This window comes from Mycobacterium yunnanensis (genome assembly GCF_025823185.1).
Lineage (GTDB): Bacteria > Actinomycetota > Actinomycetes > Mycobacteriales > Mycobacteriaceae > Mycobacterium > Mycobacterium yunnanensis.
Window position 1 is genome coordinate 1086809 of the sequence record NZ_JACKVK010000008.1, and the last position, 17343, is coordinate 1104151.

Annotated in this window: 17 protein-coding genes; 9 read left to right on the forward strand and 8 right to left on the reverse strand. The window is 68.2% G+C overall.

The genetic code is table 11. The annotated features are described in order from the left end of the window. Positions 1–19 precede the first annotated feature (19 nt). A complete protein-coding gene (locus tag H7K45_RS15175; protein ID WP_263996619.1) occupies positions 20–1726 on the reverse strand; it encodes an APC family permease in 1707 nt (568 codons plus the stop codon). Positions 1727–1907: 181 nt separating this feature from the next. On the opposite strand from H7K45_RS15175, the gene H7K45_RS15180 reads away from it, so the two are divergent. Further along, complete coding sequence (locus tag H7K45_RS15180; RefSeq protein ID WP_263996620.1) at positions 1908–2816, forward strand: sigma-70 family RNA polymerase sigma factor; 909 nt, start codon at positions 1908–1910, stop codon at positions 2814–2816. A gap of 48 nt (positions 2817–2864) precedes the next feature. Here H7K45_RS15180 and H7K45_RS15185 read toward each other — a convergent pair whose 3' ends face one another. The 5 genes from H7K45_RS15185 to sdhC are packed head-to-tail and all read right to left on the reverse strand — an operon-like array spanning position 2865 to position 6962. Continuing rightward, entirely contained in the window at positions 2865–3461 is a 597-nt protein-coding gene (locus tag H7K45_RS15185) for a carboxymuconolactone decarboxylase family protein (protein ID WP_263996621.1), read from the reverse strand. Between the two features lie 52 nt (positions 3462–3513). Beyond that, positions 3514–4284 carry a succinate dehydrogenase iron-sulfur subunit gene (locus tag H7K45_RS15190; RefSeq protein ID WP_263996622.1) on the reverse strand — a complete coding sequence of 257 codons (771 nt, stop codon included), beginning with the start codon at positions 4282–4284 and terminating at the stop codon, positions 3514–3516. After that, entirely contained in the window at positions 4284–6038 is a 1755-nt protein-coding gene (gene sdhA / locus H7K45_RS15195; RefSeq protein WP_263996623.1) for a succinate dehydrogenase flavoprotein subunit, read from the reverse strand. Before sdhA ends, H7K45_RS15190 begins: the two co-directional genes overlap by 1 nt. 19 nt (positions 6039–6057) lie before the next feature. After that, positions 6058–6540, reverse strand: a complete 483-nt coding sequence (locus tag H7K45_RS15200) for a succinate dehydrogenase hydrophobic membrane anchor subunit (protein ID WP_263996624.1) — start codon at positions 6538–6540, stop codon at positions 6058–6060. Then, positions 6537–6962, reverse strand: a complete 426-nt coding sequence (gene sdhC, locus H7K45_RS15205) for a succinate dehydrogenase, cytochrome b556 subunit (RefSeq protein ID WP_263996625.1) — start codon at positions 6960–6962, stop codon at positions 6537–6539. The genes H7K45_RS15200 and sdhC overlap by 4 nt, the downstream gene beginning before the upstream one ends. Before the next feature lie 246 nt (positions 6963–7208). Here sdhC and H7K45_RS15210 point away from each other — a divergent pair, with 246 nt between their 5' ends. The 3 genes from H7K45_RS15210 to H7K45_RS15220 are packed head-to-tail and all read left to right on the forward strand — an operon-like array spanning position 7209 to position 10008. After that, a complete protein-coding gene (locus H7K45_RS15210) occupies positions 7209–7613 on the forward strand; it encodes a cytidine deaminase (RefSeq protein ID WP_263996626.1) in 405 nt (134 codons plus the stop codon). Beyond that, on the forward strand, positions 7610–8923 hold the full coding sequence (locus H7K45_RS15215; RefSeq protein ID WP_263996627.1) for a thymidine phosphorylase: 1314 nt from the start codon (positions 7610–7612) through the stop codon (positions 8921–8923). The genes H7K45_RS15210 and H7K45_RS15215 overlap by 4 nt, the downstream gene beginning before the upstream one ends. Continuing rightward, positions 8920–10008: an adenosine deaminase gene (locus H7K45_RS15220; RefSeq protein WP_263996628.1), complete on the forward strand. Its 1089-nt coding sequence runs from the start codon at positions 8920–8922 to the stop codon at positions 10006–10008. Before H7K45_RS15215 ends, H7K45_RS15220 begins: the two co-directional genes overlap by 4 nt. A gap of 48 nt (positions 10009–10056) precedes the next feature. Here the strand turns inward: H7K45_RS15220 and H7K45_RS15225 are convergent, their stop codons facing one another. Both H7K45_RS15225 and H7K45_RS15230 read right to left on the reverse strand, forming a co-directional pair. After that, on the reverse strand, positions 10057–10896 hold the full coding sequence (locus H7K45_RS15225) for an alpha/beta fold hydrolase (RefSeq protein ID WP_263996629.1): 840 nt from the start codon (positions 10894–10896) through the stop codon (positions 10057–10059). Next, entirely contained in the window at positions 10883–12442 is a 1560-nt protein-coding gene (locus tag H7K45_RS15230; protein WP_263996630.1) for a PucR family transcriptional regulator, read from the reverse strand. Before H7K45_RS15230 ends, H7K45_RS15225 begins: the two co-directional genes overlap by 14 nt. A gap of 143 nt (positions 12443–12585) precedes the next feature. On the opposite strand from H7K45_RS15230, the gene H7K45_RS15235 reads away from it, so the two are divergent. Genes H7K45_RS15235 through H7K45_RS15255 form a run of 5 tightly spaced genes read left to right on the forward strand, consistent with a single transcriptional unit; the run spans position 12586 to position 17336 of the window. After that, positions 12586–14046 (forward strand): APC family permease, encoded by a 1461-nt coding sequence (locus H7K45_RS15235; RefSeq protein ID WP_263996631.1) that lies wholly within the window; start codon positions 12586–12588, stop codon positions 14044–14046. Further along, positions 14046–14729 carry an SDR family NAD(P)-dependent oxidoreductase gene (locus H7K45_RS15240; RefSeq protein WP_263996632.1) on the forward strand — a complete coding sequence of 228 codons (684 nt, stop codon included), beginning with the start codon at positions 14046–14048 and terminating at the stop codon, positions 14727–14729. The genes H7K45_RS15235 and H7K45_RS15240 overlap by 1 nt, the downstream gene beginning before the upstream one ends. After that, on the forward strand, positions 14729–15523 hold the full coding sequence (locus H7K45_RS15245; protein ID WP_263996633.1) for an SDR family NAD(P)-dependent oxidoreductase: 795 nt from the start codon (positions 14729–14731) through the stop codon (positions 15521–15523). Before H7K45_RS15240 ends, H7K45_RS15245 begins: the two co-directional genes overlap by 1 nt. Continuing rightward, on the forward strand, positions 15520–16470 hold the full coding sequence (gene speB, locus H7K45_RS15250) for an agmatinase (RefSeq protein ID WP_263996634.1): 951 nt from the start codon (positions 15520–15522) through the stop codon (positions 16468–16470). The genes H7K45_RS15245 and speB overlap by 4 nt, the downstream gene beginning before the upstream one ends. After that, positions 16467–17336, forward strand: a complete 870-nt coding sequence (locus tag H7K45_RS15255; RefSeq protein ID WP_263996635.1) for a polysaccharide deacetylase family protein — start codon at positions 16467–16469, stop codon at positions 17334–17336. The genes speB and H7K45_RS15255 overlap by 4 nt, the downstream gene beginning before the upstream one ends. The last annotated feature ends 7 nt before the right edge of the window (positions 17337–17343 follow it).

The following is a 17343-nucleotide window of genomic DNA, read 5'->3' on the forward strand; positions in this document are numbered from 1 at the left end:
GCTCGCAGGGGACAGGGAGTCAGCCCTTCCCGCTGAACTCCTCACCAGTCGACGGGTCGACGGCACGCTCGCCCCGCGGCAGATTCGACAGATCCGGTGAGATGACCGTCGGCATCTCACCGGAGTCCGGCAGACCGAAGTGCGCCACGGATCCGACGGCGGGCTCGAGGAGCAGATCGGCACGGCGGGGAAGGGTTCGACCCTGAAAGAAGCTCGGCGACATCGCCCACCACACGAACATCATGACCACCCCGAGGACGAGGGCGCCGATGCCGACCACGGCCACCGCGCCAAAGCCGAGGATCGTCACGTCGTTCCCGTCGTCGTCGACGAGGTAGTCGGGCTTGGCGTAGGAGATCAGGCCGTAGCCGAACACGACGGTCAGCATGACCGCGCCGAGCAGCGGGACCACGCCGCGCATCATGAAGTCACGCACCGAGGTGGTCAGCGTCTTGCGGTAGTACCACACGCACGCGTACCCGGTCATGCCGTAGTAGAAGGCGATCATCAGACCCACCGAGCCGATCAGCGCCAGCAGGAGGCTGCTGCTGATGAGGGTGAACAGCACGTAGAAGAAGATCGACACCGCACCCATCACGATCGTGGAGACCGTCGGGGTCAGGTACGTGCGGTGGATCTTGGCGAACGACGTCGGCAATGCCTTGTAGACACCCATCGACAGGGTGGTTCTGGCGGTCGGCAGGATCGTCGTCTGGGTGGACGCCGAGGCCGAGGTCAGAATCGTCGCCGAGAGGGCGAGCAGCCCGATGTGGCCAATGACGCTGTCGCCGAACAGGGCTGGGCCGATCGCGGCGAACACGTCGGCCGAGTTGTCCGGATTGCCCAGTCCCGCATCGGTTTCCCCGACCCCGGCGAAGGCGACGGCGGCCACGGTCACGATGGCGTAGGTGGCCAGCAGCAGGAACGTCGAGAGCACCGCGGCCTTGCCGGGGGTGGTGCCGGGGTCGTCGGACTCCTCGTTGCAAGCCACCGCGGTGTCCCAGCCCCAGTAGATGAAGATGGCGATCAGGATGGCCGGGGCGATCACCGTGCCGAAGTCCAGTCCGCCCGGCCAGAACCAGGACAGCGACGGGTGAATCGACTCGGGCAGCGCGTGGCTCGTGTAGACCTTGATCAGGGCGTAGACGGAGATGACGACGAGGATGATCACTTCGAAGCCGAGCAGGAAGTACTGCAGGCGGGCCGACACCTCGATGCCGCGGTAGCAGATGTAGGTCATGACGGCGATCCAGATGACGCCGGCCACGGTCGACCACAGCGTGCTGTTGGCGAGGTCGGCCGCGGCCGACCAGCCGAGGTCCCCGACGAAGGTGAAGGAGTACGCCCCGGCGATCTGAGCCAGATTGGCCATCACGATGACGTCGGCGGCGATGATGCCCCAGCCGCCCATCCATCCGATCAGGGGACCGAACGCCCTCGACGCCCAGGTGAAAGTGGTGCCGCAGTCGGGTTCGGCCTTGTTGAGCTCTTGATAGGCCACCGCGATCAGATAGATGGGTACGAACGCCAACAGGACGATCGACGCCGCCTTGACTCCCGCGCCACTGGCGACGATGAGGCCGAGCACTGCTGCAAGGCTGTAGGCGGGTGCGGTCGACGCCATGCCGACCACGACGCTGGAGAGGAGTCCGAGCGAGCCGCCCTTGAGACCCTTGCTGTCGACCGTTCCGCCGGTCCCCGAACTGCCCGTGTCGACCGTCGTCATCGCATCTCCCTCGTCGTGTTCAAGGCGAACCGTTGGAGAATACGGTTTCAGTCGTCCGTGCGCTCGACGACGACGAAATTAGTCTCCACAGATTGTTCACAGTGACTAATTCGTCGTTTCGATGTCCTCGTGCAACGAATTGCGGCGTAAGGTTCGCCGCCGGCCTCACTAGGCTGAGCGGGTGACCACCGCGCAGTGGAGCGAGGACTTCGAACACCTGCGTTCGCACCTGCTCGCGGTCGCCTACCGGCTTACCGGAACCTTCGCCGACGCCGAGGACGCGGTCCAGGACGCGTGGCTGCGATGGGACGCCCTCGGACCGCGCCGCGACGGCATCCTCGACCCGAGGGCGTGGCTGGTGACGGTCGTCAGCCGGATCGGTCTCGACCGGCTGCGGTCGGCAGCGCACCGTCGGGAGACCTATTACGGCGAGTGGTTGCCGGAACCGGTGGTGACGGCGCTGGATCGATCGGACCCGCTGGCCGCCGTCGTCGCCGACGAGGACGCCCGCTTCGTCGCGATGGTCGTGCTCGAGCGGCTCACCCCTGATCAGCGCGTCGCCTTCGTGCTGCACGACGGATTCGCCGTGCCATTCGGCGAGATCGCCGACGTCCTAGGCGTCAGCGCGGCGTCGGCCCGCCAACTCGCGTCCCGGGCGCGCCGCACCATCGCCGACGCCGAGGTGCCCCCGAGGGACCCGTCCCACGACGAGGTCGTCGGGCAGTTGACGGCCGCGATGGCTGCCGGCGACATGGCCGCCGTGGTGGCCCTGCTGCACCCCGAGGTGACGTTCACCGGCGACTCGAACCGCAAGGCGCCCACCGCAGCCCGCGTCATCCACGGCCCGGACAAGGTGGCCCGCTTCATCTTCGGGCTCGCCGCGCGGTACGGCGCCAGGTTCCTGTCCTCCGCGGAGTTGGCGTTGGTCAACGGCGAACTCGGGGTGCTCACCGTAGGCTTCGAGGCCGACGCCGACGGGCCCGCGATGCAGCCCCACGTTCAGGCGCTCACCGTGCGCGACGGCAAGGTGGTCGCGATCTGGGACGTCGCCAACCCGGACAAGTTCACCGCCTCGCCGCTGCGCCCGTGACTCCGTCGCGTGTGCTGTGGGATCGAGGAATTCGCCCCCATCGCGATCTCACTGCACACCCGACGGGTCCGCCCACGGGACCCGGCAAGCGTCCCCGGAGCTGAAGCCCTGCTCGGTGATGCCCAGTGCCGTGTTCATCCGGGCGCGCATGTTCTCGACGCCGATCTGATAGGTCAGCTCCATCACGCCGGCGTCGCCGAACCGCCGGCGCAAGTCGGCGACGTGCTCGTCGGTGACGAGGTGCGGATCGGTGCTCATCGCGTCGGCGTAGGCGATCGCGGCGCGTTCGTCGTCGGAGAAGAGCGGCGACGTCGCGTAGTCGTCGACGTGCTTCAGTCGCTCGACGTCGAGTCCGTTCATCCGGATCAGCATCGCGCCGAAGTCGACGCACCACGAACAGCCGACGGTGCGCGCCGTCCAATACACCGCGAGTTCCCGAACGGCGGCCGGCAGTTCCCGTGACCCGCGCTCCAGCAGCGTTTCGTGCACGGCGTTCGCGACGAGCAGCGGCATGTGGTGCGCACCCACGGCGAACGGCACCGGCACCTCGCCGAAGCGGCGTTTGGCGTAGCGGTACATCAGCCGCGCGGTCAGCGAGGCCTTCGTCGGCGGCAGGGGAGCGATGCGGGGGCGTTGATCGGTCATGCCATCTAGACGAGACGGCCCGCCAATGTGTGACACGCACCCCGTGGGGCGACTAGCGAGCGAACATCAACGCGCGCTTGACCTCTTGGATCGCCTTGGTCACCTGGATGCCACGCGGGCAGGCCTCGGTGCAGTTGAAGGTGGTCCGGCACCGCCACACCCCGTCGACCTCGTTGAGGATGTCGAGGCGTTCGGCGGCAGCCTCGTCGCGGCTGTCGAAGATGAACCGGTGGGCGTTCACGATCGCGGCGGGCCCGAAGTAGGAGCCCTCGTTCCAGAACACCGGGCAGCTCGTCGTGCAGCACGCGCAGAGGATGCACTTGGTGGTGTCGTCGTAGCGGGCGCGGTCGGTCTGGCTTTGAATGCGCTCGCGCGTCGGCTCGTTGCCGCTGGTGATGAGGAACGGCTTCACTGCGCGGAACGCGTCGAAGAACGGCTCCATGTCCACGACGAGGTCTTTCTCGACGGGCAGTCCGCGAATCGGCTCGATCGTGATGGTCAGCTGCTTGCCCGGCTTCTTCGGCAGCATGTCGCGCATCAGCACCTTGCACGCCAACCGGTTCACCCCGTTGATGCGCATCGCGTCGGACCCGCACACGCCGTGCGCGCACGACCGACGGAAGGTCAGCGTGCCGTCGAGGTACCACTTCGCGTAGTGCAGCAGGTTGAGCAGCCGGTCGGTCGGCAGGCACGGCACGCGGAAGCTTTGGAAGCCCGCGCCGTCGGGATCGTCGGGGTTGAAGCGCGCGATCTTGAGCGTGACCATCACGGCGCCCTCGGGCACCGGTGGCGTCTCTTGCTTGTCCAGAACAGGTGCGCTCATCAGTACTTCCGTTCCATCGGCTCGTAACGCGTCTGCACCACCGGCTTGTAGTCCAACCGGATGTCGCTGAGCAGGTCGGTGCCCTGCTTGTAGGCCATGGTGTGACGCATGTAGTTGGTGTCGTCGCGGTTGGGGTAGTCCTCACGCGCGTGCCCGCCGCGGGATTCCTTGCGGTTGAGCGCACCGACGACGGTGACCTCGGCCAGCTCCAGCAGGAAGCCGAGCTCGATGGCCTCGAGGAGGTCGCTGTTGTACCGCTTGCCCTTATCCTGCACCGTGATTCGGGAGTAGCGCTCCTTGAGACCGTGAATGTCGGTCAGCGCCTGCTTGAGGGTCTCCTCGGTGCGGAACACCGCGGCGTTGTTGTCCATCGACTGCTGCAGGGCGCCACGGATGTCGGCCACCCGCTCGTTGCCGTGCTCGGAGAGGATGTCACCGACCCAGTCGGTCACCATGCTCGCCGGGGTCTGCGGCATGTCGACGAAGTCGTGGCCCAGCGCGTAGCTGGCCGCGGCGATGCCCGCCCGCCGGCCGAACACGTTGATGTCCAGCAGCGAGTTGGTGCCCAGACGGTTGGACCCGTGCACCGACACGCAGGCGCACTCACCCGCGGCATACAGCCCGGGCACGATCGAGTCGTTGTCGCGCAGCACCTGGCCGTTCACCGTGGTCGGGATGCCGCCCATCACGTAGTGGCACGTCGGGTAGACGGGCACCAGCTCGGTGACGGGGTCGACGCCCAGGTAGGTGCGGGCGAACTCGGTGATGTCGGGGAGCTTCGCCTCCAAGACGTCGGCGCCTAGGTGGCGAACGTCGATGTAGACGTAGTCCTTGTTGGGGCCGGCGCCGCGGCCCTCGAGCACCTCGAGCACCATCGACCGGGCCACGATGTCGCGGGGCGCGAGGTCGACGATCGTCGGGGCGTAGCGCTCCATGAAGCGTTCGCCGTCGGCGTTGAGCAACCGACCGCCCTCACCGCGCACCGCCTCGGAGATCAAGATTCCGAGCCCGGCAAGGCCGGTCGGGTGGAACTGGTGAAACTCCATGTCTTCCAAGGGAAGTCCCTTGCGGAAGATGATGCCGAGCCCGTCGCCGGTCAGGGTGTGGGCGTTCGACGTGGTCTTGTACATCCGGCCCGACCCGCCGGTGGCGAACACGATCGCCTTGGCGTGGAAGACGTGGATGTCGCCGCTGGCCAGTTCGTAGGCCACGATGCCGGTGGCGACGGGTCCGCCGGGGGTGTCGGACATGATGAGGTCGAGCGCGTAGAACTCGTTGAAGAATTCGACGTCGTGCTTGACGCAGTTTTGGTACAGCGTCTGAAGGATCATGTGGCCGGTGCGGTCGGCGGCGTAACAGGCGCGGCGGACGGGGGCCTTGCCGTGGTCACGGGTGTGCCCACCGAAGCGGCGCTGGTCGATGCGACCCTCGGGCGTCCGGTTGAACGGCATGCCCATCTTCTCGAGGTCGTAGACCGCGTCGATGGCTTCCTTGCACATGATCTCGACGGCGTCCTGGTCGGCGAGGTAGTCGCCGCCCTTGACGGTGTCGAAGGTGTGCCACTCCCAGTTGTCGTCCTCGACGTTGGCCAGCGCGGCGCACATGCCGCCCTGGGCGGCGCCGGTGTGGCTGCGGGTCGGGTACAGCTTGGTCAGCACGGCGGTGCGCACGCGAGGTCCTGCTTCGACGGCCGCGCGCATGCCTGCGCCGCCCGCGCCGACGATGACGACGTCGTATCGGTGTTCGATCAACATGGTGTGAACTCCCTTTGGCTCAGGAAATGTTTGCGTCGAACGTCAACAGCACGTACGTGCCGAGCACCAGCGTGAAGAGCACCGACAGGCCAAGCAGGGTGTTGAGCCAGAACTTGGTCGTGTCCTTGCGGGCGTAGTCGTTGATGATCGTGCGCATGCCGTTGCCGCCGTGCAGCTGGGCCAGCCACAGCAGCAGCAGGTCCCAGGTCTGCCAGAACGGCGAGGCCCAGCGCTGTGCGACGTAGTTGAAGTCGATCCGGTAGACGCCACCATCCCAAATCAGACCGATGAAGAGATGCCCGAGCGCCAGCACGACGAGGACGACGCCGGAGAAGCGCATGAACAACCAGGCGTACTTCTCGAAGTTCGGCATGGCGCTGCGGCCGCGGGGCGCGCGGGGGTTGTCCAGGCCGGGCGGCCGGTCGTAGCTGCGCTGCATGACCGGAGCCGGGCCGCCGCGTTCGGAGACGTGGTCGTACGGGTTCTCGCGAGAAGGACTCATAGGAAACGCTCCGCCATGTGCATGCCCATCACTCCGAGGGCCGCGATGAATACGCTGATCCACACGCCGAGGACGATCCAGAGCATCAGGCGCTGGTACTTCGGACCGTGCTGCCAGAAGTCGATCAGGATGATTCGGATGCCGTTGAGCGCGTGGTAGAGAACCGCCACGACCAGACCCATCTCCATGAGGCCGATGATCGGCGTCTTGTAGGTGTCGATGATCGCGTTGTATGCCTCGGGGCTGACCCGCACGAGCGCCGTGTCGAGCACGTGCACGAAGAGGAAGAAGAAGATCGTCGCGCCCGTCACGCGGTGCAGTACCCACGACCACATGCCGGGGTCTCCGCGATAGAGGGTGCGGCGTTTCGTCGGCGACGACCGCGGTGCGGGTGTCGCGGAATCCGCTGTTGTCTGCGTCATGTTCGAGTACTCACTTCCGCGCCTCCAACACCTTCGGTGGACGGTCTGGGAGACGGCGGTTCGATGCTGCCAATTCGTTGCCCCATACCTGTTCGTGACTCTAATGCCAGTTACAGCATGTAAAGAACCGGCGTGAGACCGTTGATTGCCCTAATACCATGGAAATTAGGGTGACCTAATCGAATTCGCAGCGGTAGAACTGGAGCTACTAAATGCATTCAGAAATGCGGCGACGGGCTGGTCTCGATGGCTGACGTGGACTGGAAGACGTTGCGCGACAAGGCGATCGAGGTTTCCGGTGGGGCGTATGCGCCCTATTCGGGCTTCCCGGTCGGGGCGTCGGCGGTGACCACCGACGGCCGAATCCTCGCCGGATGCAATGTGGAAAATGTCTCATATGGGTTAGGACTTTGCGCCGAGTGTTCGGTGGTCTGCGCACTGCATTCCACCGGCGGGGGCAGGCTGGCCGCACTCGTCTGCGTCGACGCCGTCGGCAACCTGTTGATGCCCTGCGGGCGGTGCAGGCAGTTGCTGCTCGAGCACGGCGGGCCAGGGATGCTCGTCGACCACCCCGCCGGACCCCGGCCGCTGAGCGATCTGCTGCCCGACGCCTTTGGTCCCGACGACCTCGAGCGGGTGCGATCACGATGACGGAGTTCGACTTCGACGCCCCGACCGTCATTCGTACCAAGCGCGACGGCGGCGTGCTCTCCGACGCCGCCATCGACTGGGTGATCGAGAACTACACCAGCGGCGTGGTGGCCGACGAGCAGATGTCGGCATTGCTCATGGCCATCTTCCTGCGCGGGATGACCCCGGGGGAGATCGCCCGCTGGACCGCGGCGATGATCGACTCCGGCGATCGCTTCGACTTCGGCGACCTTCGCCGCGACGGCAAGCCGCTGCGGCTCGTCGACAAGCACTCCACCGGAGGGGTCGGCGACAAGATCACCATTCCGCTGGTGCCCGTCGTGATGGCTTGTGGCGCGGCGGTGCCGCAGGCGGCCGGACGGGGGCTCGGCCACACCGGCGGCACCCTCGACAAGCTGGAGGCGATCTCAGGCTTCACCGCCGAGCTGTCCAAAGACCGGATCCGCCAACAGCTTCAAGATCTCGGCGCGGCGATCTTCGCCGCGGGGGACCTCGCGCCCGCCGACCGCAAGATCTACGCCCTGCGCGACGTCACGGCCACCACCGAGTCGCTGCCGCTGATTGCGAGCTCGGTGATGAGCAAGAAGCTCGCCGAGGGCGCCCAGGCTCTGGTGCTGGACACCAAGGTCGGGCGGGGCGCCTTCCTCACCTCCGAGGACGAGGCCCGTCGACTGGCCGCGACGATGGTCGAACTCGGATGGGCCAGCGGCGTCGACACCCGCGCGGTGCTGACCGACATGGACCGGCCGTTGGGCCTGACCGTCGGCAACGCCGTCGAGGTCGCCGAATCCCTCGACGTGCTGGCCGGCGGCGGCCCCGAGGACGTCGTCGAGATCACGGTGACGTTGGCGCGCGAGATGCTCGACGCGGTCGGCGCCGACGGGGTTGACCCCGCGCAGACGTTGCGTGACGGCACCGCGATGGACCGCTTCCGCGACCTCGTCGAGGCTCAGGGCGGCGACCTGTCGGTACCGCTTCCGATCGGCGCGCACACCGAGACGGTGACCGCACCCCGGGGTGGCACGATGGGCGACATCGACGCAATGGCGGTGGGACTCGCGGTGTGGCGGCTCGGTGCGGGCCGCTCGACTCCGGGCGGCCGGGTGCAGTTCGGCGCTGGCGTGCGGATGCACCGCAGGCCCGGTGATCCCGTCGTCGCGGGTGAGCCGCTCTTCACGCTGTACACCGACACCCCGGAACGCTTCTCCGGTGCGCTGGCCGAACTCGACGGCGGCTGGAGCGTCGGCGCCGAGGCACCCGAGGTGCGCCCCTTGATCATCGACAGGATCACCCGAGGAGGTAACCCATGACCACGCCGTTGACGCTCGAGAACATCCAACGAGCGCCCAAGGCCCTGCTGCACGATCACCTCGACGGTGGTCTGCGGCCGGCGACGGTGGTGGAGTTGGCCGCCGAGTTCGGCTACGACGGGCTGCCCACCACCGACGTCGACGAGCTGGCCACCTTCTTCCGCACCGCGGCCCACAGCGGCTCGCTGGTCCGGTACCTGGAGCCCTTCGCGCACACGGTCGGGGTCATGCAGACCCCGGAGGCGCTGCACCGCGTGGCCCTCGAGTGCGTCGAAGACCTGGCGGCCGACTCGGTGGTCTACGCCGAGATCCGGTTCGCCCCCGAACTGCACATCGACGGCGGTCTCTCGCTGGACGCGGTCGTGGACGCGGTGCTGGCCGGTTTCGCCGACGGTGAGAAGGCGGCGGCCGCGAACGGCAAGACGATCACGGTGCGCTGCCTGGTGACCGCGATGAGGCACGCCGCCCGTTCGCGGGAGATCGCCGAACTCGCCGTACGGTTCCGCGACAAGGGAGTCGTGGGGTTCGACATCGCCGGCGCCGAGGCCGGTTATCCGCCCACGCGCCACCTCGACGCCTTCGAGTACATGCGGAACAACAACGCCCGGTTCACCATTCACGCCGGCGAGGCCTTCGGCCTGCCGTCCATCCAGGAGGCGATCGCGTTCTGCGGTGCTGATCGGCTGGGCCACGGCGTGCGCATCGTCGACGACATCACCGTCCACGACGACTCCGACGCAACCCTCGGCCGGCTGGCGTCCCTGTTGCGCGACAAGCGAATTCCGCTCGAACTGTGCCCGTCGTCGAACGTCCAGACCGGCGCGGTGGCCAGCATCGCCGCGCACCCCTTCGCGTTGCTGGCCCGGTTGCGCTTCCGGGTGACGGTCAACACCGACAACCGTTTGATGAGCGACACCACGATGAGCCAGGAGATGCTGCGTCTGGTCGACGCCTTCGGCTACGGCTGGAGCGATCTGGAGCGGTTCACCATCAACGCGATGAAGTCGTCGTTCATCCCGTTCCGGGAGCGCCTCGAGTTGATCGACGACGTCATCAAACCGCGGTACGCCGTCCTCGTCGGCTAGGGATTTCGGCGTGATCACCGGCGCTGACCGCCGGTGATCACGCCGAAATCACGCGAGGACCTCGCGCAGGCGCGCGGCGAAGCCGTTCGTGGGGTCCATGAACCCGCCGTGGTCGCCCGGAAAATCGGTGGTCGGCACGCCCAGTCGATCGGCCACCGCGACCGAAGTCCGCTGCGTCAGCAGGTGACCCGACTCGGCGCCCAGGCCGATCACGATCCGGGTGGGCGACGCGCGCAGCGCCTCGAAGTCCGGAACGTATTGCGTGGTCGGGGCCAGATCGTGCAGGAAGAAGCGGGCGCCCTCGGCCGTCGCCTGCTCGGGGTCGACCGGTTCGCCCTGCGGCTCGACGGGGCCGTCGGACTCCGAACCGTGGGCCGACACGTCGAAGCCCGCGTTGACCATGAACTTCATCCACGCCGCGTGCAATCCCTCGGTACGGAACGTCGCCACGATGTCCTCGGTGGCAGCCCGCTGTCGATCGGCGTCGGGCAGCAGTTCCAGCAGGGGCGGTTCGTGGGCCACCAGCGTACCGATCCGGCCGGGGTGACGGGTGACCATCGCCAGTCCGGTCACCGCGCCACCCCTGGAGCCGAAGACGTCGGCCGACGGCGAGCCGAGCGCGTCGAGGATCGCCGCCACGTCGTCCGCGCGCAGTTCGGGGTTGGACGGTCCGTCGGGGTCGTCGACCGGGCTGCTCCCGAAACCCCGGGGGTCGTAGGTGACGACGGTCCGATCGGTGGCCATGGCACGGGCCAGCGGGCCGAATTCTGCGGCAGCCATGGGGGACCCGATGACGAATAGCAGCGGTCCACGGCCGCGGACCTCGTAGTGCAGGCGAGCGCCGGGTACGTCCAGGGAGCGGGAGACGAGGCCGTCAGTGGTGGTCATGCCGGTGTCGACCGGAGCCGGACGGAAAACTCATCGCCGACGCCGAACCCGCGGGGCTGAGCAAGTCCTTGGCGCGCAACGCCAGCCAGAACTCGGCGATCGTGGCGGTGTCGGCGAGGCGGCGGCCCGTGATGTCCTCCACCCGTTGCATGCGGTAGACCACCGTCTGCCGGTGCAATCCCGTCGCCGAGGCCGTCCGCACCCAGGACCGGTCGCACCGCAGGTAGGCGTCCAGCGTCGCGACCATGTCGCTCGAGTGGGTGGCGTCGTAGGTCATCAGGCTGCCCAGGACGCGGTCGACCACGACCTGAGCCTCCTCGGTGTCGCGCAGCACCGAGAGCATGGTTGCGTCGCCGTAGTGCGCGGTGCGGTCGGCCGTGCTCTCGGCGGCCCGCATCGCCCACAGGGCCTCGCGTGCGGCAGCAGGCCCTCGACGGGGGTGACCGAGGACGTCGCTCACTCCGATGGCGGCCGCCTCGCCGACGCGGTGCCGCAGCGTGGCCAGTGGTCCCTCGCCGACGGACACCAGCGCGTAGAGGGCCGCTCCGCGCCGCAGCAGGAGGTGGGGCACTTGGCGTCGTCCGAGGCTCACGTGCAGATGCCGTTCCGCGGTGGGTGATCCGCCCGAGACGGCCGCCAGCACCGAGCCGCCCGGCTGCAGACCCCGGTCGGTGAGCAGTCGGGCGGACTCCGCTCCGGTGAGCCGCCCGTCGCACAACGACGCCAGCACCTCCGCGCCGATGCGGCGGTCGTGCTCGCGTCGCACGTTCTGCTGGGCGAGGAGCACGGCCATCGCCGACGCCAGGTGCTGCAGCTGGACGACGTCGGGTGGCGACGCGCGGAAGTCGTAGGCCACCAATACCGTCGGCTCCTCGTCGGGCACCTCGACGGCCAATGCGCGTGTCTCGTCGACGAGTACGTGCAGCACGCCGGGAACGGCCCCGCCTCGCGCGCTGATCTCCGCGGTGAGCGCCTGGCGAAGCCCCTCGGGCACCGGGTCCGACGAGTCGAGGGCCACCTCACCGGTGGCGGCGTCGAGGACGGCAAGGCGGCAGGCGACCTCACGGCCGAGCTGGCGCAGTGCGTTCTCGGCGCCGGACCGCCCCACCGACTGGCGGATCACCTGGTACACCCGCTCGGTGACGGCAATCCTTCTGCTGTCGTCACTTCCGGCGCCGCCGGCGACGGCCCGTCCGATGGCCGCGAAGCCGACCGAGTACGGCACCTGAAGGACGGGGAACCCCAGCTCGTCGGCCAGCGCGACGGCGGACGGCGCCAGGCGGGGACTGCTGGCGTCGAGCCCGATGACCACGCCGCAGATGCCGTTCTCGGCGAGGCTGCGGATCAGCGCCGCCTGGCCGGTTGCGGAGTCGGGCAGCGTGCGGCCGTTCTTCATCAACAGTTCCCCGCCGGCCAGCCACGACCACGGTTCGTCGAGATCGGACGTCTGAGCCCAGAACACCGGTCGGTCCAAGCCGCGGGCACCGGCCCGGACGGTCAGTCGCAGATGGGGTGTGTCGACGAGATCCGCCAGCAGGAATGCCACCAACCACCCCTCTCTCCGTCGCAGGACACTCACGGTGAACTTAGACGATCATCGGAGACGAGGCATTGATCTCAGACGATCGTCGGGTTCCCATTCGGCCTCCACCGGGGAAGGGTCGCTGCAACTGTTCTCGAGGAGACGCGATGACCGACAGCACCCCCCAGTCCACGGCCCGCGCCGCCGATTCGCCGGCGACGTTGAGCCGTGGCTTCAGCTTCCGCTCCGCGCTGGCCTTGGCCTTCGCCGACGTGTCACCCATCGCGGCGGTCTACGCGATCTTCACTCTCGGGTTGTTCGCCGCCGGGCCGAAGTTCTTTTGGGCGTTTCCCATCGTGCTGGTCGGACAGTTGTTGGTGGCCGGGGTGTTCGGCGAACTGGCCTCACGGTTTCCGTACGCCGGCAGCGTCTACCAGTGGTCGCGGCACGTCCAGGGCACCACGTGGGGCTGGGTCGCCGCGTGGGCCTACATGTGGGGGCTGACGATCGCCCTTGGCACGTTGTCGTACGCCGCGAGCGGGTTCCTGCTCCAAATCTTCGGTGTCACGGAGCCGTCGCGGTGGGCGACCGCGACGGTGGCCGTCGTCATCATCCTGCTCGGCACCGGGGTCAACATCGTGGGTCGGCAAGTGCTCAAGGTGATGGTGATCGCCAGCATCACGTGTGAGGTCGTCGGCTCGGTCGGGCTTGGCGTCGTGCTGCTGGTGTTCTACCGCGAGAACCCGTTCTCGGCGCTGTTCTCCAGCGCGAGCATCCCCGACGCCGCGACGTGGACGTCCGGGCCGATGCTGCTCGCCATCGCCTACGTCGGATGGTCGTTCCTGGGATTCGAGGCGGCCGGGTCCGTCGCCGAGGAGGTCGACGATCCCGAGCGCAACGTGCCCAAGGCCATCATCTTCGGTCTGCTCATGGTCGGGCTGGTGGTGATGTTCTCCAGTGCCGCACTGATCTTGGCGATCCCCAACCTCGACGAGGTGGTGGCCGCGCAATCCGGCGACGTCGTGTCGGAGACGCTGACGACCCATCTTGGCGCCGGCGTCACCAAGCCGCTGCTCGCGATGTTCGTCATCGGGTTCATCTCCAGCTTCCTGGCCGTTCAGGCCGCGGTGTCACGCTGCATCTGGGGCGCCGCCCGCGACCGGAGCCTGCCGGGGTCGAAGGTGCTCGGCAAGCTCGCCGGCCCGGAACGCTTGCCCGTCAACGCGATTGCGCTGACCGCGATCGTGGCCGTGGTGTTCATCCTGTTGGCCGGTTCGCAGTTCTACAACATCCTCGTCAACTTCAACATCATCGGCTTCTACATCGCGTTCGGGGTGCCGGTGGTCGGCGCGGCGATCGCCCGGTTGACCGGCACGTGGCGGCCTGGTCCGTTCAATCTTGGCAAGTGGGGCGCTCCCGTCACCTATCTGGCGTCGCTGTGGATCATCTTCGAGACCGTCAACGTGGCGTGGCCGCGTACTCAGCCGGGTCAGCCATGGTTCATCAACTGGGCTAGCGTGCTGACCACCGCGGTGCTGGCCGTCGTCGGCGTCGCGATCTACCTCACCGTCCGCCGTGGCATCGACGCGCCGATCGGTGAGCGACTCGGCCACGAGACGGAGAACTGATGTCCCGCACCGCGATCGTGACCGGTTCGGCCTCCGGCATCGGCGCCGCCGTCAGCGACCTTCTGCGTGAGGGCGGGTGGACCGTCGTCGGCGTCGACCGAACCCCGGGCGCCGACCACGTCGTGGACGTGGCCGATCCCGCCGACGTGCGAGCCGCCGTCGAACGAATCGTCGACGACGTCGGGGAGGTCGACGCGCTCGTAAACGCGGCGGGGCACTACGAGATCACCCCGGTGTCGGACATCACCGCCGACGCGCTGCACCGGATGTTGCGCGTGCACCTCGGCGGCCTTCGCAACACGGCGCGGGCAGTGCTTCCGTCGATGGTGCGACGCGGGTCCGGCGCCATCGTCGCGGTGACCTCCGAGCTCGCCATCGGCGGCGGTGACGGCGACGCGCACTACGCGGCGGCCAAGGGCGCCGTCATCGGCCTGGTGCGCAGCCTGGCCGCGGAGTTCGCGGGCCGCGGTGTGCGGGTCAACGCCGTCGCGCCCGGCCCGACCGACACCCCGCTGCTGGCGGCCGATTCGCCATGGCGGGCGCCGGACTACCTCGCGACGCTGCCCAACCGGCGGCTGACCACCCCCGCGGAGGTCGCGCGAGTCGTGGAGTTCCTGGTGGGCGACGACGCCTCCTTCTGCACCGGTGAGATCGTCTCGCCCAACGGTGGGGCGGTGATCTGATGACCGACGCACCATTGGCAGGTCGCCTGGCACTGGTCACCGGGGCCGCCCAGGGCATCGGCGCGGCCGTCGCCCGGCGGCTGGCCGCCGACGGCGCACAGGTCGCCGTCAACGACCTCGCGTCGACCCCCGCGCTGACCGAGGTGGTCGAGGCCACCGGCGGCTTCCCCGCGGTCGGCGACATCAGCGGGTCCGGGGTCACGGCGATGGTCGACGGAATCGAGGAGGACCACGGTCCCGTCGAGATCCTGGTGTGCAATGCGGCGTACATGTCGATGGCACCATTCGCCGACGAGCGCTCGCGCGAGGAGCAATCTGATGCTGATGACGACGACGACTGGTGGCGGGTGGTCGAGGTCAACCTCGCCGGCACCTTCCGACTGATCCAAGCCGTCCTGCCGGGGATGCGACGCGCCGGCGGGGGCAACGTCGTCGTCATCGCCTCCGAGTGGGGCGTCATCGGGTGGCCGGAGGCCAGCGCGTACTCGGCGTCCAAGGCGGGTCTGATCGCGCTGGTCAAGACGCTGGGCCGGGAACTGGCCCGGGAGAACATCACCGTCAACGCCATCGCCCCGGGGGTGGTCGACACTCCGCAGCTGTTGGTCGACGCGGCGTCCGCCGGCACGTCACTCGACGAGATGCGCCGCCAGTATGGAGCGGGAATTCCGTTGGGGCGCATCGGCCGTCCGGAGGAGATCGCAAGCGCGGTGTCCCTGCTGGCCCGCGGCGACGTCGGCGCGATGGTCGGGCAGACGCTCCAAGTCAACGGAGGATCGACGAGGTGCCGAGTATGAGCGACGACATCACGGGCCCGGTCGACGGTCAGGTCAGCCCGCGCTACGCCGGGCTGACGACCTTCGCCCGTCTGCCGCGCCGCGAGGACGTGTCCCGGTGCGACGTGGCCGTGCTCGGCGTCCCGTTCGATTCGGGCGTGACGTACCGACCCGGTGCGCGCTTCGGCCCGTCGCACATCCGCCAGGCGTCCCGACTGCTGAAGCCGTACAACCCGCAGCTCGACGTGTCACCGTTCGCCGGTCAGCAGGTCGTCGACGCCGGGGACGTCCCCGCCAATCCCTTCGACATCGCCGCCGCCGTCCGCGAGATCGAGTCCGCCGCAGACGAATTGATCGACGCAGGGGCGAAGTTGATCACCCTGGGGGGTGACCACACCATCGCCTATCCGCTGCTGCGCGCCCACCATCGACGGTACGGCCCGGTGGCGCTGCTGCACTTCGACGCCCACCTCGACACCTGGGACACCTACTTCAACGCACCGATGACTCACGGGACGCCCTTCCGGCGGGCCGCCGAGGAGGGGTTGTTCGTACCGGGACACAGTGCGCACGTGGGCATCCGGGGATCGCTCTACAGTCCGGACGATCTCGTCGAGGACGCGGGTTTCGGCTTCACCGTGGTGCGCTGCGCGGATTTCGTCCGCCGGTCGGTCGACGACGTCATCGGCCAGTTGCGTTCGGCGATCGGTGACCGCCCGCTCTACGTGTCGATCGACGTCGACGTGCTCGACCCCGCCCACGCACCCGCGACGGGCACGCCGGAGGCCGGGGGCATGACCAGTCGCGAACTGCTGGAAGTCCTTCGCGGTCTCGACGGTGCCAACCTGGTGGGCGCGGACATCGTGGAAGTGTCGCCGGCCTACGACCACGCCGAGATCACCGGTGTGGTCGCAGCCAACCTCGCCTACGAACTCATCTCGTTGCTCGCAAGGAATCGGCCCGCGTGACCGTGCCCGCCGCCCCGGTCTCCTGGCCCGAAGGAGCCCGGTCCGCCGCGTCCTTCAGCTTCGACGTCGACGCGGAGTCGGCGATGCTGGCCGTCGACCACGCTCACGCGAACCGGATGTCGGCCATCAGTCACCAGGCCTACGGGCCGCTCGTCGGCGTCCCGCGCATCTTGGCGATCCTGGCCCGCCACGAGATCACCTCGACCTTCTTCGTGCCCGGCTACACCGCGCTTCGCTACCCGGACGTCGTCCGCAGCATCGTCGACGGCGGACACGAAATCGCCCATCACGGCTACCTCCACGAGGCGATGGCCGGTCTGTCCGCCGCCGAGGAGGCCGCCATCCTCGACCGCGGCCTCGAGGCGCTGGAGAAGGTCGCCGGCGTCAGGCCGGTGGGGTATCGGGCGCCCATGTGGGAGCTCAACTGGCATTCACCGAAACTGTTGTCGGACAGGGGTTTTTTCTACGACAGCTCGCTGATGGACGCCGATCACCCCTACGAGCTGGCCGTCGGAGCGACCTCGCTGGTGGAGATCCCGATTCAGTGGGCGCTCGACGATTGGGAGCAGTACTGCTTCATCCCGGACTTCTCGGGCACCGGGCTCATCGAGAGCCCCGCCAAGGTCGAGGAGATGTGGCGCCTGGAGTTCGACGCCCAACGGCCCGACGGCGGGTGCTTCGTCCTGACCAATCACCCGTTCCTGACGGGGCGACCGTCACGCGCGGCGGCGCTGGAGAACGTGATCGCCCATGCCTGCTCGCTGGACGACGTGTGGGTGACCCACCTCGGCGCGATCGCCGAGCACGTGCGCGGGCTGGGCCTGACGCCGCGGTCGATCGAACGTCCGGACCCGGCCGACTTCTAAGCCCGCG

What these genes read in the sequence shown, in the direction of transcription:
- sdhA (WP_263996623.1), bottom strand. Translation starts at nt 6,038, where the DNA reads ATGTTGATCGAACACCGATACGACGTCGTCATCGTCGGCGCGGGCGGC.
- H7K45_RS15215 (WP_263996627.1), top strand. Translation starts at nt 7,610, where the DNA reads ATGACGGAGTTCGACTTCGACGCCCCGACCGTCATTCGTACCAAGCGC.
- H7K45_RS15185 (WP_263996621.1), bottom strand. Translation starts at nt 3,461, where the DNA reads ATGACCGATCAACGCCCCCGCATCGCTCCCCTGCCGCCGACGAAGGCC.
- H7K45_RS15210 (WP_263996626.1), top strand. Translation starts at nt 7,209, where the DNA reads ATGGCTGACGTGGACTGGAAGACGTTGCGCGACAAGGCGATCGAGGTT.
- H7K45_RS15225 (WP_263996629.1), bottom strand. Translation starts at nt 10,896, where the DNA reads ATGACCACCACTGACGGCCTCGTCTCCCGCTCCCTGGACGTACCCGGC.
- H7K45_RS15245 (WP_263996633.1), top strand. Translation starts at nt 14,729, where the DNA reads ATGACCGACGCACCATTGGCAGGTCGCCTGGCACTGGTCACCGGGGCC.
- H7K45_RS15235 (WP_263996631.1), top strand. Translation starts at nt 12,586, where the DNA reads ATGACCGACAGCACCCCCCAGTCCACGGCCCGCGCCGCCGATTCGCCG.
- H7K45_RS15175 (WP_263996619.1), bottom strand. Translation starts at nt 1,726, where the DNA reads ATGACGACGGTCGACACGGGCAGTTCGGGGACCGGCGGAACGGTCGAC.
- H7K45_RS15220 (WP_263996628.1), top strand. Translation starts at nt 8,920, where the DNA reads ATGACCACGCCGTTGACGCTCGAGAACATCCAACGAGCGCCCAAGGCC.
- speB (WP_263996634.1), top strand. Translation starts at nt 15,520, where the DNA reads ATGAGCGACGACATCACGGGCCCGGTCGACGGTCAGGTCAGCCCGCGC.
- H7K45_RS15190 (WP_263996622.1), bottom strand. Translation starts at nt 4,284, where the DNA reads ATGAGCGCACCTGTTCTGGACAAGCAAGAGACGCCACCGGTGCCCGAG.
- H7K45_RS15200 (WP_263996624.1), bottom strand. Translation starts at nt 6,540, where the DNA reads ATGAGTCCTTCTCGCGAGAACCCGTACGACCACGTCTCCGAACGCGGC.
- H7K45_RS15240 (WP_263996632.1), top strand. Translation starts at nt 14,046, where the DNA reads ATGTCCCGCACCGCGATCGTGACCGGTTCGGCCTCCGGCATCGGCGCC.
- sdhC (WP_263996625.1), bottom strand. Translation starts at nt 6,962, where the DNA reads ATGACGCAGACAACAGCGGATTCCGCGACACCCGCACCGCGGTCGTCG.